The organism is Stenotrophomonas acidaminiphila (assembly GCF_001431595.1).
Taxonomy (GTDB): domain Bacteria; phylum Pseudomonadota; class Gammaproteobacteria; order Xanthomonadales; family Xanthomonadaceae; genus Stenotrophomonas; species Stenotrophomonas acidaminiphila.
In genome coordinates this window covers 1-16,545 of record NZ_LDJO01000018.1, presented here as the reverse complement: position 1 = coordinate 16,545, position 16,545 = coordinate 1, and the positions used below count along the sequence as shown (strand labels likewise).

Genomic DNA, 16,545 nt, shown 5'->3' with positions numbered 1-16,545 from the left:
GGCCGTCAATCACCGCAGAAGCAGGCGATCGGTTCCTCGGCGTCGTCGAACAGGTCGCCCTGGTCGGCGGCGAAGCGTGCCAGGTCGGCGTAGCTCGGGCCATCGGCGCGAAACCGGGCGCCGCTGGGCTTGCTCGCCAGGTTCAGCGATTCCATGCGAATCCACCACACCGCGGCCTCGGGTCGAGCCTTGATGAGGGCCAGGCGCTGCCCGCGCGGCTTCAGGAAACACAGGTCGCAGTTGCCTTCGAGCGTGCGCCCGTTCACCGTCAGCAGGTCGAGGTCGAACGCTTGCGCCTGCCAGAACGCGCCCACGTCGCGCACGGTGACGCCTGCGTCCGCCAGGGGCATGCACATGGTCTCGTGGATCGATTCGGTGGAATGGCCGCGCGCGCGAATCTTGGCGACGCGACGCTGCTCGTCGGCGCGGATGCCGATCATCTGGTCCCAGTCCGTCCAGCCCAGATGCCGCAGGTAGCGGTGCATCGGTCGAATCTTCAGGCTGGTCGTGCAGCCGCGCGCGACGGGATTGGGCAGGTACTGACGCTTGCGGATCAGCGCCTCGAACGGCTCGCCCTGACGGCTGGCCCGATCGAAGTCCACCAGCGTGAAGCCTGGCTCCGTGGGCAGATATTCCAGCCAGCGTATCGGCACCTGCCAGTGCCCGGCGCAGTCGCGCACAAAGCGCAGGGTCGCTTCCACCTCCTTGCCGGTGTTGGCGAAGCAGACCACGGTGTCGGCAGGCAGGCCGCCATTGGCCTGCAATACGCGCCAGAGCATGTAGGCGCTGGTGCGCCCGCCCGAGAAGCTGATGCAGGTCGGTTGGGTGATCTTGAACGGGTCGTGCATGCGGTCGTCTCCGTGGGTAGGTCGGCGGGCGAGCCGACGCGGCGGGCCATGGCGGCCGGAGACGAGCACGCACGCGGCGAAGGCCGCAGTGCGGAAAAAAGGAAGCCCCCAAGAAGGGGGCCGTGAGGGGATGGTGGTAGTCGTTGCGCTACACCGATGGCACCACCTCCAGCGACAGGTGCGTCGTGGTGGCAGACAGCATCAGATCGTCCGTGCCGTGCAGGATGCGTGCGAAGACGTCTTCCTTCGGGTCGAAGAACTCGCCGAAGTCGTCGCCACCCAGCTCGGCGCGCGCCAGTTCCCACCAGTCGTCAAACGGGTCGGTATCCGGGTTGCAGCCGACGGCATAGGCCAGCAGCTTCACGCGGCCATCGGGACGGCGCTCTCCCTGCTCGGCGAGGAAGTACACGCCCTGGTCCTTGGCGAGGACGACGCGGCATTGGTTGGCAACGGCCTCGGCCAGCACGGGGCGCAGGTCGGAGCCTTTGAATCGCAGTGACATGGTTGATCTCCTGAAGAAAAAGGCCCTCCACCCGAATAGATGGAAGGCCCATGGCGGCAAGTCGCCGGTAGGCTGCGATCAGCCGTAGCGCCGCTTGGTTGCCTTGGCGTCGATGACGCTCACGTCGATCAGACGCCAGCGTCCGTCGTCGATAAGCCGCTCCAACACTTCACCGAGCATGTCGAAATACACCTCGTCGTGCCGATCGACCAGTTCACCGTCGCGGCGCATCTCCACCACGTAGGTGTCGCCGCCGCGGTCGTAGAGGATCGTCACCTGGCCCTCGAACTTCGCGGTCGAAACCGTGAAGCTGATTGCCGGGGGCGTCTCGATGATCTTGGACGGCTTCGGATCGACCCAGGTGAAGTCGCGGGCGCCCGCATCGACCAGCATGTGGGTGATGCGCCGGAACCCGTCGGGAGCCGGCATTTCCTCCAACTGCTGGATGAGCTGCCCCAGTTCCATGCACTGCGGCTCGGGGATGGGCAGCTTGGCAGGCGCGGAGCCGAGGATGTGCCTGGTGATGGTGTAGGGAACACCGTCCGCGGTCTTCTCGGTGATCACTTCCGGGGTGTCCGCGCGCAGGCCGTCGAAGCGGCGGCGGGCATACGGTTGGACATGCACCTTGGCGCCTTCGCTGGGAACGGTAGTCACCAGGTTGGGATCGAGCACCGCGAACTCGCTGGGCTTGAGCTTGACGACGATGGCGTCGTCGTTGGCCGCGACCACCTTGCCGTCGAAGGGCTTGGGATCGATGGCAAAGCCCAGCGTCGAGGATTGCGGCTGATCATCGAAAAAGCGGTACTTGATCGACCGCACGTTGCGGGGCACATGGCCTGCGACAAGCGAAGGCATCATGGTTTTGATGAGGGAACGGTCCATGGGAATCTCCTTGAGGAAGAACAAGGGATTCCCCGCCCGCAAGGGAGAGGTCCCTTGTGGGTAGATGGACGCGGTGCGTCCGTAGGAAGAAACGACCAGCACGGCTTCCCGTGCTTGCAGCCTCGAAGGTCTCGGCTGCCTGGGCATGTGTCGGCAACACCGACGAACATGGGGTAAGGATGGCCCTAGAGTGCTCGGCCGGCCTGCATGAAACGGCACCACACCGCACCCGGTTTCTTCCTATGGTCTATGCCATTTGCTTCCTCAGGATTTCATGATGCTGTCTTCTGGAACAGGCAGAAAACGAACTGCTGCACTGTCCCGAAGGGCGTGTGATGCGCCTGGCGCTCCTGCCGCAGCATCGTGAAGGCATCGCCGAACTGCGCATGCAGCTCGTCCGGGCTGTAGCGCGTCACCGGCAAGCCGCTGCACTGCTGCGGCCCGTCGTCCGCGAAGGTGGCGATGATGGCGAAGCCGCCCGGCCGCAGGGCATGCAGCATCGTCCGCACATAGGCTTGGCGCTCCTGCGGCGCCGTCAGGAAGTGGAATACCGCCCGGTCGTGCCACAGGTCGTAGGCCAGCGCGGGCAACTCGACCTTTGTAATGTCCCCGACCATCCAGGCCACCGCCTGGGCGCGCTCGCCCAACCGCGCCTGGGATGCCGCCAGCGCGGCACCCGACAGATCCAGCACGGTGAGGCTGGTATGGCCCTTGTCCAGCAGGTCGTCCACCAGCGTCGAGGCACCGCCGCCCACGTCGATGATCGGCACATCGAGCGGCACGCCGGTTTCCCGGATCAGCACCAGTGAGTGGCTGGCGTGCGGCTGGAACCAGCTCACGCCGGTCGGCTCCTTGGTCCGATAGACGTGATCCCAATGCTCTCTGGATGGCATTTCCTGTTCTCCCGCGCCGCAGGCGCTACGCGGCCGGTGGCGAAGTGTCGAAGTCCACCACCAGCGGCTCGCGCCCGCACGAGCGCACGAAGGCCACCAGTTCCTGCGGCGCCAGCCCGACGCTCTCGGTCTGCCGCAGCGGATGGAAGTTCAATTGCGCATCGCCCATCAGCGAGGCATCGATCACCACCGTCACCAAGCCTTCCTCGTCCTGCATCAGGCCCAGTGGCGTCAGCGCGCCCGGCTGCACGCCCAGCAGCGCCTGCATGCGCTCGCCGGCCACGAAACTCAGGTGCCCCTTGCCGCCCACCAGCGCGGAAACCGCCTTCAGATCCAGCGTCCGGTCCTCATGGATCGCCAGCAGGAAGTGCCGGCCCTTCTTGTCCTTGAGCAGCAGGTTCTTGGTGAATGTCCCGGCCATGGCGCCGCGCAGCGCCTTGCCTTCCTCGACGGTCGCGTGCTCGGGATAAGGCACCACCTTCGCGTCGATGCCCAAAGATGCGAAGCGCTCGAACAGGCAGCGGTAGGCGGTTTCATCGGTCGTTTCCCGGTTCATGCGCCCACCTTCGCGGCTTTCGACCGCTGACGCATCCCCAGCCACAGCAGCGACAGCGCCGCCAGCGCCAGCCACGGGATCAGTGCCAGGTTCATGGTCTGCCAGCCCAGGGCTTGCAGCAGCCCGCCCGCGCTGAAAGAGCAGGTCAGGCCGACAACGAAGATCGTCATGTCATTGATGGCCTGCGCACGCCCCTTCTCGGCAGCGTTGTAGGTGTCGGTCAACAGCGTCGTGCCGCCGATGTACATGAAGTTCCAGCCCACACCCAGCAGCACGAGCGCGCTGGCGAAGGAGCCAAAGCCCGTGCCGGTGAGCGTCGTCAGGATGTGCGCGATGAACAGCACCACGCCCGTGAGCATGATGCGCAGCACGCCGAAGCGCGCGATCAGCGAGCCGGTGAAGAACGACGGCAGGAACATGCCCAGCACGTGCAACTGGATCACCGTGGCCGCCGCACCCAGTTCGTGGTGATGTAGCCGCATGGCGATGGGCGTCGCCGTCATCGCCAGGATCATGATGCCGTAGCCCGTGGCGGCGCCGAACAGCGCCACGAGATAGGCGGGCTGCGCGACGATCTGCTGCCAGGGTCGGCCCTTGTCCACCGGGCCGGTAGACGCGGCAGGCGCAGGGATGTGCAGGTTCAGCAGCACGCCCGCCGCCACCATCGACACCACGGCCAGGATCAGGAAGGAACCCAGGTACTCGGGCGAGAGCAGCGGCCCGCCCAGCCTTGCCAGCAACGGCCCGGCCAGCGCTGCGACCACGCCGCCGGCCATCACCAGCGAGATCGCGCGTGGGCGGAAAGCCGCGTCCGCCACTTCGCTGGCCGCGAAACGGTAGAACTGCGCGAACGCCTGGTAGCAGCCCACCAGGAAGGTGCCGAAGGACAGCAGCGGCAGCGAAGCCTGATGGATGCCCCAGGCACCCACCAGGCCCCCCGCCACGCCCAGCGTCGTGCCGATCAGGAACCCGGCCCGGCGGCCGGCGCGGGCCATCCACATCGAGGCCGGAAACATCATCGTGGCCGTGCCGAGGAACATGGTGGCGATGGGCAGCGTGGCCCAGCGCGGCGATGCGGCGATCTGCCCGCCGGCCAGGCCGCCGACGGTCATCACCATCACCGACACGATCTGGAACAGGGCCTGCGCGCAGGCCAGGATCAGCACCTGGCGGTGCATGGGGTTCTTGAGCATGAGTTTCTTCGCGTTGTTGTTCGATTCATCGACTCGCGATGGCGCGCAGGCGCTCGGCCACGGCGTCGATCTCGGCTTGCGTGGTGCCGCGTCCCAGGCTGAAGCGCACTGCGCCCATGCCGACCGGCTCGGGCACGCCCATGGCGGCCAGCACGGGCGAGAGTTCCACACGGCCCGCATGGCAGGCCGAGCCGGTGGATGCGGCCACGCCGTCCAGATGAGCCAGTACCTCGGCGCCGATGCGGCCGGCGAAGTTCACGTTCAGCGTGTTGGGCAGCCGGTGCTCGGCGTGGCCGTTGAGCACCACGCGCTCACCGAAGATCGCTTGCAGCGCTTGCCAGAAGTGATCGCGCAAGGCGCGCAAGCGCTCCGGCTCACCAACATCGAGATTCGTTCTCGCCAGTTCGCAGGCCGCGCCCAGCGCCGCAGCCATCAGCACGCTCTCGGTGCCGGCGCGGCGGCCCGCCTCGTGGCCGGCGCCGTGGATCAGCGGCTCCAGCGCCGTGCCGCGCCGCACGTACAGCGCGCCTATACCCTTAGGCGCGTAGAGCTTGTGCCCGGCGATGCTCAGCAGGTCCACGCCGAGGTCGTCCACCTTCGTCGGCAGCTTGCCGACGGACTGCGCCGCATCGGTGTGGAAGCGGATGCCGTGTTCGCGAGCGATGGTGCCGATGACCTTGATGGGTTGCAGCGTGCCCGTCTCGTTGTTCGCGTGCATGACGCTGACGAGCACAGTGCGCGGTGTGATGGCGCGGCGCACCGCCTCGGGATCGACCCGGCCCGTGCCATCCACCGGCAGCCGCGTGACGCTCGCCCCCAGTCGCTCCAGAAAGGCCAGTGGCTGCAACACCGCCGGATGCTCCGTGGCCTCGGTGATGATGTGCTCGCCGCGCTCGCGCAGCGCGAAGAAGCTGCCCTTGAGCGCGAGGTTGTTGGCCTCGCTGCCGCCGCTGGTGAAGACGATCTCATCCGGCGACGCGCCCAGCAGCCCCGCCACCTGGGCGCGAGCATGTTCCAGGGCCGCCTTGGCTGGGGTGCTGGCCCAATGGCCGCTGGATGGGTTCCCGTAGGCCGTCTCCAGCAGCGGCAGCATGGCCGCCTGCACTTCCGGCGCGATGGGCGTGCTGGCGTTGTAGTCGAGGTAGATGCCGGCCATCAGAACACCAGCACCTTGTCGGCGGCCACGGTGGCGGCGGCCAGTTCATCCATCGTGCTGCGGCGTGCGCCGGGCATCACTTCCTCGTCCTTGATGCCGCGCGCATCCAGGCAGGTGCCGCACAGGAGCACCTCGCCCTGGGCATTGTTCGTCACGCGGCGCAGCATGCGTTCAACGTTGTAGTAGCCGTCGGGGGTCTTCTGACCGGCCTTGCAGCCGGAGACGGCATCGGCCATCAGGAACACGCTGACGTGGTTGGCCGCGTCCTTGAGCAGCGTGGAAGCCAAGCGCAAGGCGTTGTACATGCGCTCGGTGCCGTAGGGCGGGTCGTTGATGATGAGGAGGGTTTTCATGGAGGCCCCAGCGGAGAAAATGGCTTTTGTCCGGGATGGCTTGATGCTGGGCAGCAATCATGCCATCATTCAATCAATGTGTTGATTGTGTAATTGTGAAATCCATGTTGTCAACCTCATCCGAAAGCCCCAAGCACGTGGTGTTCGAGAACCTGGCCGCCGTGGCGCAAGCGCTGGGCCATGCGCATCGGCTCGAACTGCTCGAAGGCATGGCGCAGGGGCCGCGCAGCGTCGAAGACCTGGCCGGACTGGTCGGCCTGTCGATGGCCAACGCCTCACGCCACCTGCAACTGCTGCGGCGCGCGCGGCTGGTGGAGGCCGAACGCCAGGGCAAGCGGGTCTTCTATCGCCTGGCGGGCGATGTGGAGGTGGTGGCGCTGCTCAAGGCGCTGGGCCGCGTGGGCGAGCGCAACATCGCAGAGGTACGCGGCGTGATGCGCGACTTCTTCCATGACCGTGACGCGCTGGAAGCCGTTTCGCGCGAAGAACTGGCCGAGCGCCTGAATGCCGGCCAGGTGACGGTGCTGGACGTGCGCCCGGAAGCGGAATACGCGCTGGGCCACGTGGCGGGTGCCATCAACATCCCGGCCGACGAGCTGGAGCGTCGCCTGGCGGACTTGCCCAAGGGCCACGAAATCATTGCCTACTGCCGTGGGCCGTACTGCGTGATGTCCTTCGAGGCCGTGGCGGCGCTGCGCGCCAAGGGCTTCAAGGTGCGACGGCTCGAAGACGGCTTCCCGGAGTGGAAGGCGGCCGGGCTGGCCGTGGAGGCTTGAGCCTCGCCGTTGTGCAATCAAGGATCGACATGCAAGCCATCCAAGATCATTACCCGGCCGAATTCGCGCACTGCTACGGCTGCGGGCCAGCCAACCCCCAGGGGCTCCATCTCAAGAGCTTCATCGAGGGCGAGCGCACCCATGCGCGCTTCTCGCCGGCGACGATGTACAGCGGCGGCTATCCGGGCAACGTCTATGGCGGCATGCTGGCCTCGCTGCTGGACTGCCACGGCACCGCCAGCGCGGCGGCCTTCGCATACCGGGTGCAAGGTCGCGTCATGGGGGATGGTGGCCCGCCGATCCGCTTTGTCACCGGCTCGCTGAAAGTGGACTACCGGCGGCCCACGCCGCTGGGCGTCGAATTGCTCATCGAGGGCACGCTACGTTCGCTGGAGGGGCGCAAGGCCATCATCGATTTGACACTCAGCGCCGGCGGCGAGGTGTGCGTCACAGGCGAGATGGTGGCCGTGCAATTCGCGGCGAAAGCCTGAAAACAAGCAGCCCCTCGGATGAGGGGCTGGCAGGTCAGGCTTCGTACACGAAGTAGTGCTCGCGCTGACGAGGGAAGAAGACATGCTTCCATGTGTCGCCGCTGGTGTTGCCACCGTCGAAGACGACCATTTCGTAGTCATCAATGTCGGTGTCCATCAGGTCGGCGCTGACGATATGGCGCATGTGCAGCGCGCCGTGCGTGCGCTCGAATACCAGGATCTGGCCGATGGCGTCGTCCTGGCTCATGGCGTTGACGCAGGCTCCAAGCTGATGCTCGAAGTCGGCTGCGGGCGAGATGAGGTCGGGGAACATGAGGTTGCGCCTATGAAAATGGACCAGCCCGGCTCCTGGGGGAAACGGGCTGGCATGGGGGGACAATGAGGAAGGCCGGCGTGTCGCGCGGCTGCTAGGACTCGGCCAGCGGCAGGCCCAGCAGCGCGGGTGCGTCGGCGTCGAGGATCAGAATGCGCACATCGGCCTGGCCGGCCAGTTCAAGGATGTTTGCCAGGTCCTCCGGCATGCCCTTGTTCCGGTGCTCCTGCCGAAGCTGCTCGGCGGTGATGCCCTCGGCGTGCTCCAGGTTCTGGTCCGTCCAGGGCGTGGAGATCAGCTTGACGCCGATCGCCGGGCTGTACGGCACACGGAAGGCGATGAACAGCATGGCCTCCGGCGTGGCGATGTCCGCCAGGTCGGCGAGGTAGTGCCAGGTATCGACCGTGATGTGCTCGCGGCTGATCTCCCAGCACCGGCTGTAGTAGCCGGTCTCGAAAGTCAGGCGCTGCACCACTTCCCGCGCAGCCTCGGCCGAATAGGCATCGCCGACGTGGACTGGGCGACCGTCGAAGTCCTCGCCATGGATGGCATAGACCACGGCACCAATCACGCCTTCGCCGCTGACGCCTTCACCGGCGTCGCATTCGGCCAGCACGTCGTCGCTCAAGGGTTCAGGGCCATTGCTGACCACGGCGAAATCGTTGGTGACGATGCAGGACGATGAAACCAGTTCTTCGTCGGAAAGGAATTGCTGGCTCGCGTGGATGTTGCGCCAGACATGCGGGCTTCCATCGTCGTAGCTGATGCACAGCGTGCGGACGATTTTCAGATTCCAGTAGCCGCGAAGGAAGGGATTAGGATTCTGGGACATGGGATCTCTCCAGATTGAATAATGGAGCCAATCCCCGCCACCGGGAATTGGACCCGGTGGGTTGAAAAATGGAAAAAGCGTCAGGCAGCGCCGACCATGGCGTTGTCAGCACTGCGCTGGACTACGGGAAACAAAATGAGGGGCACGGCCTCGTGGGCGCGTGCCCCTCGTGGGGAGTGAACGAAGACGTGGTGGTGTGCCGGAGACCGGCTCACCAGCCGTTGTAGTTCACGAGCAGGTCGGCGAGGACCTTACGGCGTTGCAGGTCGAGACCGTCGAAGTCCGACAGTCCGTTGAAGTGGCAGCGCTTGAGCATGGCACCGCCCTCGCGCGCGTTGTAGAAGCTGACCATGGCGGACAGGAACATGCGTTCGCCGCTGCTCAGGACGCCGAGGGCATCGTTGAGCCGCAGCATGTTGGGACGCAGATCCCACTTGCTCTTGGCCTGGTTCAGACCTTCACGGGTGCCGTCACCGAACCATTCGGGGCCAGCGATCTCGACACCGCGCTTCCAGGCCTCGAAGAAGGCTTGGGGCGCGGCCGCGAAATGCTGTTCTTCCCGCATGATCTGATCGACGACTTCCCGTGGCAGTAGCTGGTTCATGACGTGATTCCTCCAGTTGGATCAGGGAATGGCGAGCTGGGACCAGCCGCCTCTTTCGAGGGCACGTTGAGCCGCGGCATGGCTGCGGAAGTACTCGCGGGATTCCCGCGAAACGGGCCCTTCGGTATCGCGCGTGCCGATGTAGTGACCGGCGGCGCTTTGCAGGACTTCGAGCGGCAGGAACTTGCCGCAGTAGGTCGAGGCCAATTGGCCGAAAGAGGCTTGCTGGGACATGGACGGGCTCCTTGGAAAAGCGGGGCCTCGTCCCTCACGGGATGGCAGCTCCCGCACGCGGTTGAAAAAATGCATCAGCGTCATGGGGACGCGCGTCCGCAGACTTGATGCGATGCGGACTGGTGGGCAACGCGGGAGAGACCCGCGGCAGCTTGAAACCCTGGCTGCTGGCATGTGCTGACGAATCAGCGAACATGCGGGCAGCTTCGTGCGCGGGCCGCGTCGCGTCAGTTGGAAAACGGCATCCGGCCCACCCCCGATTGATGCGCGCAGAGAAAAAGAAACCCCGCATCGAGTGCGGGGCTGCCAGGAGAGTGCGTCGGTGCTGGGTCAGTCGGGCTTGTCGCCCAGGACATGCTGCTTCCACAGGTCGAATGCCTGCTCGGGCGCAAGCTCGGCGAGGATGACGATGGGCTGGGCCTGCCGAGCGCGCAGCGAAGCGAAGTACGCCTTGCGGTCAGCAATGGCCTTGAGCTTGATGCCCTTGATGAACAGCAATTTGCCGTCCTTGATGAACAGCACCTTGTTGCCGATGTCGCGGTTGAACGCGGCTCGCACCTTGCGTTCCGCGTGCATGGCGTCGGCAAGTTCATCGACCAGGAAGTCGAGCGTCATGTCGATGTAGTGAGGGTCTTCGCCCTCCTGGCCGAGGTTGAGCGGCGCAGGCGGCAGGCCCTTGGCGAAGGCTTCGGCCTGAGCCAGCAACGCCGCCTTGCCGCTGAGCGCGTGCAGGAACGTCGAGCCGCCGTGGCCGTCGTTGCGGGCCTCGGCGATGGGAGTGCCGTCGAACACGACGGTGGCGCTGAAGCACATCGTTTCTTCGCTGGCGAAATCTGCCACCTTGAGGCTCTTCAGCGTGATGCGGTTTTGCTTGGTGATGTTGTCCATGGGAAGTCCTGAAATCGACCGGGTGGCGACATGCCCCTGACGGGACGTGGCGGCCATCCCGTGGGTTGGAGAAAGAGGCATCGGTGCCCCGGTGGGCAGCGTTCGCCGGTGAGATGCCGAGGCGAACTGGCGGGTGGCGCGGGTGGAACCCGCGGCAGCCTTGACACCCTGGCTGCGGGCTGCTGCCAATACATCGGCAATGCAGGAGGGAGAATGGCGCGGCCCGCAGGCTGCGTCGCCGATCAATCCGAAGCGGTCGAGCCCGTCTTGTGCAGGTACTGCACCAGGCGCTGGCCCAGCCATGCCATGCACGGTACAGCCATGGAGTTGCCGATCGCCTTGTAGCGTGGAGCGTCGGCGGCGGGCTTGCCGCGGTAGGTGATCAGCGTGTAGTCGTCGGGCATGCCTTGCAGCCGCTCGCACTCCACGGGCATCAGCCGCCGCACCCGCCAGTGCGACCAGTCGCCGGGGCCAGGGCCGTTCCAGTCGTAGCGGAAATGCGCCTCGAAGTCGGGAGCCAGCACATGGGGCTTGTCCGCGCCGCCGCCGCTGGTGCGAAGTGCGCCCGCTACGGTGCCGCCCAACTCGGCGGCAAGGCCGTTCTCGCGGCCACGCAGAGATACGCAGGCCACCATCGGCACGCCGTAGCCCGGCTTGCCGTTGGACAGCACGGTGCAAGCCACCTGTCCATGGCCGGATTCGTAGCGCACTTCACCGCGGTTGTTCTGCGCGAAAGCGATGGCGGGCACGACACCGGCGTTCGCATGGCTGTTGCGATGGCCGCCAGCGCGCAGCGTCGGCGTCAGGTCGAACGTGGCATCGGCGCCGCTGCCCTGGGCAGTGAAGGCGATGATCGGAACACCCTTGCCGGTGCCATCCTCGCTGCTGCCCCTGCCGTTGTTGGCGGTGTCGAGGGTGTGGGCGATGCTGCCGACGACCGACTGCACCATGAACGTCTCGGTGCGAATGTCGTGCTTGGGGCCAGCGGCCATCAGGCACGCCGCCACATCGACGGGGCCAATGCCGCCGCTGAATCCGAACGTCGTCGTGACCCTGCCGTAGGGCTGCTTCAGCCCTGCGAATCCTGCAAGTCCTGCGCATGCGCCTGCTGCTTCAGCACCCGGTCCAGCATCGTGGGCAGCTTCTTGCCACGGCGCGCGGCCCGCACAAGAATCCCCGAGCAGGCCTGCGCGCTCAAAAAGTACTTCTGCGGGATCGAGGTCATCTCCACCACTTGCCACAAGAAACACGCGCTTGCGGCGTTGGGCGACACCGAAATATTGAGCGTCGAGCACGCGCCACGCGATGCGGCGGCGGGGTCCAGACACACAACCAGCGTGCGCCCACCGATCCCCTGGCGGCTGGAGCGCACGGCTTTCCCCGACCAGTGCCCCCAGGAAATGCCCGAAGGCATTGCTGCGGTCGTTGAGGACGCCGGGGACGTTTTCCCAGACGAGCGTGGCCGCCGGGCGGCGGTCTTGTTGGCGGGTTTGGTCGATGGCATTGGCAAGCTCCACATAGGCAAGGGAAAGGGCTCCGCGCGGGTCATCCAGCCCGCGCCGGCTACCTGCAACGCTGAACGACTGGCACGGCGTGCCGCCGACCAGGATGTCGGGCGCCGGCACGGTGCCGGCGCGCACCTGGCGGGCGATCGCGGTCATGTCGCCCAGGTTGGGCACGTGGGGGTAACGGTGGGCGAGCACGGCGCTCGGGAACGGCTCGATTTCGGCGAACCACACGGCTTCGAGGCCGAGGGGTTGCCAGGCGAGGCTCGCGGCCTCGATGCCGCTGCACACGCTGCCGTACAGCAGTGGCGCGGCCTGGGGCGCACCGCGTGAGGTGCGAGGTTGCGGGTTCATGTCGGGTCTCCTGTTCGTGTGGCCCTGGACCGTGTGGCCGGGCCGGGACGTTGATCGGCAGGAGAAAGGCGCCGAAGGCCGTGTGGCCTTCGGCTCGGGAGGACGGAACCACCCGTGGGCTGTTGCAGGCCCGGTCGTCGCTAGAACCGTCTGCTGTCAGCAATCGCACCCGGCGCATGTCGTGGTTGGCGCCGGCATCTTCTGGCGCACATCCGCGCACAAAAGGAGCCCAGTTTTTCGCCGTTGGGCACGGCATCGAATACCGCTGACCACGAAGGGTCTCCGGGTGGCTCGCAGGCCGGCAAGCCACCGGGGGACCCTTCGCAGAGGCGGAAAATGCTGATCAGCAGAACGCGCCGGGAAACCCCGGACATGGTTCGTGGAGAAGCTACCTTCAGGTCCCGCGGCTGGGGGACGGCTGGGCGGGACGCGCACACGGACAAGAGAAGGCGTTGCGCGCTGGGCGTCCCGCAGGGCGTGCGGGACATGGGCCACGCCGCCGATGGCGGGCACGGCTCTCGGGGAGCGGGGTCGGTCAGGAGCCCTTGCGGCCGCTACTGCGCGGGCGCGACGCACCGCGCTTGGACGTGCCGGAATCGACCGGCAGCGTGCCTTTGCAGTCGGGGTAGCGACTGCACGACCAGAAGGGGCCGGTCTTGCCGGTGCGCTGGCGCGTCGGTGCGCCGCACTGCGGACAAGCAGGCCCCTGGGGAACCTTGATGGACAGCGAGGTGCTGCCGTACTGCACGATCAGTTGCGAAATCCATGCGGCCTGCTTGCCGATGAACACATCCAGTGTGAGTTGTCCGGCCTCGATCATGTCGAGCGCCTGCTCCCACACGGCGGTGGTTCCGGGGTCGGCAATCGCCGCGGGTACGGCATCGATCAAGGTGAACGCCGCATCCGATGCGCGAATGGAGCGCCCCTTCTTCACGATGTAGCCGCGGGTGATCAGCCCGCTGATGATGTTGGCCCGTGTCGCCTCGGTGCCGATGCCGACCGTATCCTTGAGCTTCTGCTTCAGGCGCGGGTCCGTCACCAGCTTGGCGACCCCCTTCATGGACTTGACCAGTTCGCCCTGCGTGTACGGCTTGGGCGGCATCGTCTTGAGCGCCTTGATCTCGGCCTCGGCCACCTGGCACGCCATGCCCTCGCGCAGCGGGGGGAGTACCTGGCTGCGCGCCGTGGCTTCACCGTCCTCATCCGCTTGCGGTTCGGCCAGCACCAGGCGCCAACCCTGGGCGACCATCTGCTTTCCGGTGGCCGCCAACTTCTGTTGGCCGCAGGACAGCTCGGCGACAGTGCGGTCGAACTCGTGGTGAGGGAGGAACTGCGCCAGGTAGTGCGCCCGGATGAGCCGGTACACGGCCAGCTCCTTCTCGCTCATCGCAGAGAGGTTCGCGGGTTCGAGCGTCGGGATGATGCCGTGGTGGGCTGTCACTTTGCCGTCGTTCCAGGCGCGCGAGCGCTGGTAGCGGTCGAGTTGGCCCATGATCGGGCGCAGCGAGGGATCGGTCTTGAGCAGGCTGTCAAGGACAGTCGGCACTTCCGCGAACATGCTTTCGGGCAGGTAGCCGGAATCCGAACGCGGGTACGTTGTGGCCTTGTGTGTCTCGTACAAGGCCTGCGCGATTTCGAGGGTCTCTTGAACATCCAGCCCAAGCTGCTTGGAACAAACCTCCTGAAGCGTTCCCAGGTCGAACAGCAGCGGCGGACCTTCGCGCACGCGCTCGGTCTCGACTAATAGGACCTGGGCGCTGCCCGCAGCGCGGATCTGCTGCGCGGCCTGCTGGGCGATCGGCTGCTGCAGGCAGCGACCGGCGTCGTCGGTGCAGCCATCGGGCGGAACCCACTGCGCGCTGAAAGCCTGTCCACCTGCGGACAGGGACACGTCGATGGCCCAGAACGGCACCGACTTGAAGGCCGCGATCTCGCGGTCGCGGTCCACGACGAGCTTCAAGGTCGGCGTCTGGACGCGACCGACGGACAGCACGCCGTCGTAGCCGGCCTGACGCCCGAGCACCGTGAACAACCGGCTGAGGTTCATGCCCACGAGCCAGTCTGCGCGTGAGCGCGCAAGCGCCGAGTAGTACATCGGCAGCGTGTCGGATGAGGGCCGCAACTTGCCGAGCGCGGTGCGGATCGACGCATCGTTGAGCGCCGACAGCCATAGCCGCTCGATGGGGCCGCGGTAGCCGCACAGGTCGATGATCTCGCGGGCGATCAGCTCGCCCTCGCGGTCGGCATCGGTGGCGATGACCAGATGAGTCGCCTTCGCCAGAAGCGCTTTGACGACCTTGAATTGCGTGGCGGTCTTCGGTTTGACCTCGACCCGCCACTGCTGGGGAATGATGGGCAACTGCTCCAGCGACCAGCGCTTGAGCGCCGCGTCATAGACCTCGGGAGCTGCCGCTTCTACGAGATGGCCGATGCACCAGGTGACGGTGACGCCGGAGCCGCTGAGACAGCCTTCACCGCGCTGCGTCGCGCCGAGGATTCGACCAATGTCTTTGCCTTGCGATGGCTTCTCGCACAAGAACAGCCGCATGTCCGTCCATCCGAATTCCGTGGTTCATTGAGTTGCTGGAATCGAGGATGCCGAGCATCACCAGGGGCAGCAGCAAACAAGCCGCATGCGGTGGCGACCACTTTCATGGGATGGAATGGCCGGGACGGAAGTGGCGTGCGGCCGGGGGTGTGCGGGCCGGGAGCCACGATTTTTTGGAGCGCGCGGACGCCGGTAGACGTTGATGGAGCTATCCCCTGGGGATAGCTCGCGAGGGCGTGGGGCGACGGACGACTGCCGCCGCCCCATGCTGCATCACTTCCTGCGCTTCGGCTCCTTCGGCGCGGTCGGTTCCTGGGCGGCCTGGGAATTCGGCTGCGTGTCCTGCGCGGTCTCCTGCTGCCTGGGGCTGAGGGTCACCGACTCGATGCGGAACGGCAGGATGCCGACGCTGCGCGCGTTGATCTGCCAGGTCTCGCGCGGCTGATCCTCGTTGTCCGTCCAGGGTTCGCGCTCCATGCGGCCGACGACCAGCACGCGCATGCCTTTCTGGTACAGGTCCTTCCAGTGCGCGGCGTCGCGGTGCCAGATTTCCACCGGCGCCCAGAAGCCGCCGCGATCCTCGAAGTCGCCGCCCTTGGTGGGGACGGGGTTGTCGAAATACACGTTCAGCCGCAGCAAGCGCCGCGGTTCGTCGTTGCCGTTGGGAAACTCCCGGTACTCGGGGGGCGAACCGATGTTGCCTTCGCCAGAAAAATGCGTGCTCATGTTGCAATCTCCGTGGTGGTTGAAATACCCGCACCTGGTCGGCGGCGGGCGCGTGCTGGGGTGCCTGGCGCGATCACCGATCACGCATGGCGGATGGCATGGACTTGAGCCGGCGCAGGTAGGCGTCTTCCGCGTCGGCGGCCTTGCTGGCGCACTCCTGGGCCTGCCTGCCCAAGGTGTGCAACAGGCTGATCTGCATGTTCAGCGTGATGCGCTGAAGCTCGATCGCGTGCAGGTCGGCCAGGAGGTTGACCGGCGTGCTGGTGCTCGCCATCAGCTCCTGCCACAAGGCGACGCCCATGGCCGAGCGGTCGTGCTTGCGCCAGCGAAGAAACGCCGTGCCTGCGCCAGTGGTCTGCTGGGCCAGCTCGATTGAGAGCAGGTGGAAGGGATGCCCGACGGCCTGTGGCAGCACCTGTCGCTGCGCCAAGCCAATCAACTCGTCGCGCATGGCGAAGCACTGGCTGGCCCAGGCCTCCAAGTCCCCTTTACCTTTAAAGGGCTTTAAAAGGCCTTTTAGAGAGCCTGCGTGTTCCAGCCGCATGAAGGCGGTCTGTTGCAGCGGGCGGAAGTAGCGGGTGTCGCGGTTCGGGTCGCTCATGGCTGCGCGTCCTCGTCGGCGGCGGCCTCGGGTGCCTCGGTGGTGGCAACCTCGTCGGTGGGCGATGCGGCTGCGGCAGGACCGTCACCGCGCTGCTGCAGGCCACGGCGCACGATGGGCGGCGCGAACTTCGAGCGGCGCGTGCCTTCCAGCACGTCCTGCGGCAACTCGCCGAACTTCTCCAGCGCCGCCCGGGCTGCGGCGTTCTTCGCGGCGAAGTCGTCGCGGGTGCAGCCCGAGTAGCGGTACTGCTGGGCCAGCGAGAACAGGCTGCGCAGTGCATGGGCGCC

At 66.3% G+C, this 16,545-nt stretch carries 20 protein-coding genes; 2 read left to right on the top strand and 18 right to left on the bottom strand.

Annotated features, from left to right (window positions below; all coding sequences use genetic code 11):
- Positions 1–5: 5 nt before the first annotated feature.
- The 8 genes from ABB33_RS05370 to ABB33_RS05335 all read right to left on the bottom strand — a co-directional run bounded on the left by ABB33_RS05370 (position 6) and on the right by ABB33_RS05335 (position 6,383).
- Positions 6–848 carry a phosphoadenosine phosphosulfate reductase domain-containing protein gene (locus ABB33_RS05370; RefSeq protein WP_033448841.1) on the bottom strand — a complete coding sequence of 281 codons (843 nt, stop codon included), beginning with the start codon at positions 846–848 and terminating at the stop codon, positions 6–8.
- Positions 849–996: 148 nt separating this feature from the next.
- On the bottom strand, positions 997–1,350 hold the full coding sequence (locus ABB33_RS05365) for a DUF3085 domain-containing protein (protein WP_033448843.1): 354 nt from the start codon (positions 1,348–1,350) through the stop codon (positions 997–999).
- A 78-nt stretch (positions 1,351–1,428) separates the two neighbouring features.
- Entirely contained in the window at positions 1,429–2,232 is an 804-nt protein-coding gene (locus ABB33_RS05360; protein ID WP_033449053.1) for a hypothetical protein, read from the bottom strand.
- A gap of 272 nt (positions 2,233–2,504) precedes the next feature.
- Positions 2,505–3,071 (bottom strand): class I SAM-dependent methyltransferase, encoded by a 567-nt coding sequence (locus tag ABB33_RS05355; protein ID WP_211260862.1) that lies wholly within the window; start codon positions 3,069–3,071, stop codon positions 2,505–2,507.
- A 79-nt stretch (positions 3,072–3,150) separates the two neighbouring features.
- Positions 3,151–3,681 (bottom strand): prolyl-tRNA synthetase associated domain-containing protein, encoded by a 531-nt coding sequence (locus tag ABB33_RS05350; protein ID WP_050450500.1) that lies wholly within the window; start codon positions 3,679–3,681, stop codon positions 3,151–3,153.
- Complete coding sequence (locus ABB33_RS05345) at positions 3,678–4,874, bottom strand: MFS transporter (protein ID WP_033448849.1); 1,197 nt, start codon at positions 4,872–4,874, stop codon at positions 3,678–3,680. The genes ABB33_RS05350 and ABB33_RS05345 overlap by 4 nt, the downstream gene beginning before the upstream one ends.
- A gap of 25 nt (positions 4,875–4,899) precedes the next feature.
- A complete protein-coding gene (locus ABB33_RS05340; RefSeq protein WP_033448851.1) occupies positions 4,900–6,030 on the bottom strand; it encodes a cysteine desulfurase family protein in 1,131 nt (376 codons plus the stop codon).
- Positions 6,030–6,383, bottom strand: a complete 354-nt coding sequence (locus ABB33_RS05335; RefSeq protein ID WP_033448854.1) for a DsrE/DsrF/TusD sulfur relay family protein — start codon at positions 6,381–6,383, stop codon at positions 6,030–6,032. The genes ABB33_RS05340 and ABB33_RS05335 overlap by 1 nt, the downstream gene beginning before the upstream one ends.
- 104 nt (positions 6,384–6,487) lie before the next feature.
- Between ABB33_RS05335 and ABB33_RS05330 the strand changes: the two genes are divergently transcribed.
- A complete protein-coding gene (locus ABB33_RS05330) occupies positions 6,488–7,159 on the top strand; it encodes an ArsR/SmtB family transcription factor (protein WP_033448856.1) in 672 nt (223 codons plus the stop codon).
- Positions 7,160–7,188: 29 nt separating this feature from the next.
- Positions 7,189–7,650, top strand: a complete 462-nt coding sequence (locus ABB33_RS05325) for a PaaI family thioesterase (protein ID WP_033448859.1) — start codon at positions 7,189–7,191, stop codon at positions 7,648–7,650.
- Between the two features lie 34 nt (positions 7,651–7,684).
- Here the strand turns inward: ABB33_RS05325 and ABB33_RS05320 are convergent, their stop codons facing one another.
- The 10 genes from ABB33_RS05320 to ABB33_RS05275 all read right to left on the bottom strand — a co-directional run.
- Positions 7,685–7,963, bottom strand: coding sequence for a hypothetical protein (locus ABB33_RS05320; RefSeq protein ID WP_033448862.1), 279 nt, complete (start codon positions 7,961–7,963; stop codon positions 7,685–7,687).
- A 94-nt stretch (positions 7,964–8,057) separates the two neighbouring features.
- Positions 8,058–8,795: a DUF5983 family protein gene (locus ABB33_RS05315; protein ID WP_033448864.1), complete on the bottom strand. Its 738-nt coding sequence runs from the start codon at positions 8,793–8,795 to the stop codon at positions 8,058–8,060.
- Between the two features lie 211 nt (positions 8,796–9,006).
- A complete protein-coding gene (locus ABB33_RS05310; protein ID WP_033448867.1) occupies positions 9,007–9,399 on the bottom strand; it encodes a hypothetical protein in 393 nt (130 codons plus the stop codon).
- A gap of 21 nt (positions 9,400–9,420) precedes the next feature.
- Positions 9,421–9,633, bottom strand: a complete 213-nt coding sequence (locus ABB33_RS05305; RefSeq protein WP_033448869.1) for a hypothetical protein — start codon at positions 9,631–9,633, stop codon at positions 9,421–9,423.
- A 330-nt stretch (positions 9,634–9,963) separates the two neighbouring features.
- Positions 9,964–10,521: a hypothetical protein gene (locus ABB33_RS05300; RefSeq protein WP_033448871.1), complete on the bottom strand. Its 558-nt coding sequence runs from the start codon at positions 10,519–10,521 to the stop codon at positions 9,964–9,966.
- Between the two features lie 242 nt (positions 10,522–10,763).
- Entirely contained in the window at positions 10,764–12,380 is a 1,617-nt protein-coding gene (locus tag ABB33_RS05295; protein WP_033448873.1) for a DNA cytosine methyltransferase, read from the bottom strand.
- Between the two features lie 535 nt (positions 12,381–12,915).
- Positions 12,916–14,928, bottom strand: a complete 2,013-nt coding sequence (locus ABB33_RS05290; protein WP_033448876.1) for a DNA topoisomerase III — start codon at positions 14,926–14,928, stop codon at positions 12,916–12,918.
- Between the two features lie 273 nt (positions 14,929–15,201).
- A complete protein-coding gene (locus tag ABB33_RS05285) occupies positions 15,202–15,654 on the bottom strand; it encodes a single-stranded DNA-binding protein (protein WP_033448879.1) in 453 nt (150 codons plus the stop codon).
- 73 nt (positions 15,655–15,727) lie between these two features.
- The gene (locus tag ABB33_RS05280) at positions 15,728–16,255 is read right to left on the bottom strand and encodes a DUF3158 family protein (protein WP_033448882.1); all 528 of its coding nucleotides are present in this window, start codon (positions 16,253–16,255) and stop codon (positions 15,728–15,730) included.
- A partial coding sequence (locus tag ABB33_RS05275; RefSeq protein ID WP_152984976.1) for an AcaB family transcriptional regulator occupies positions 16,252–16,545 on the bottom strand: 294 nt, incomplete at its 5' end. The genes ABB33_RS05275 and ABB33_RS05280, both read right to left, overlap by 4 nt.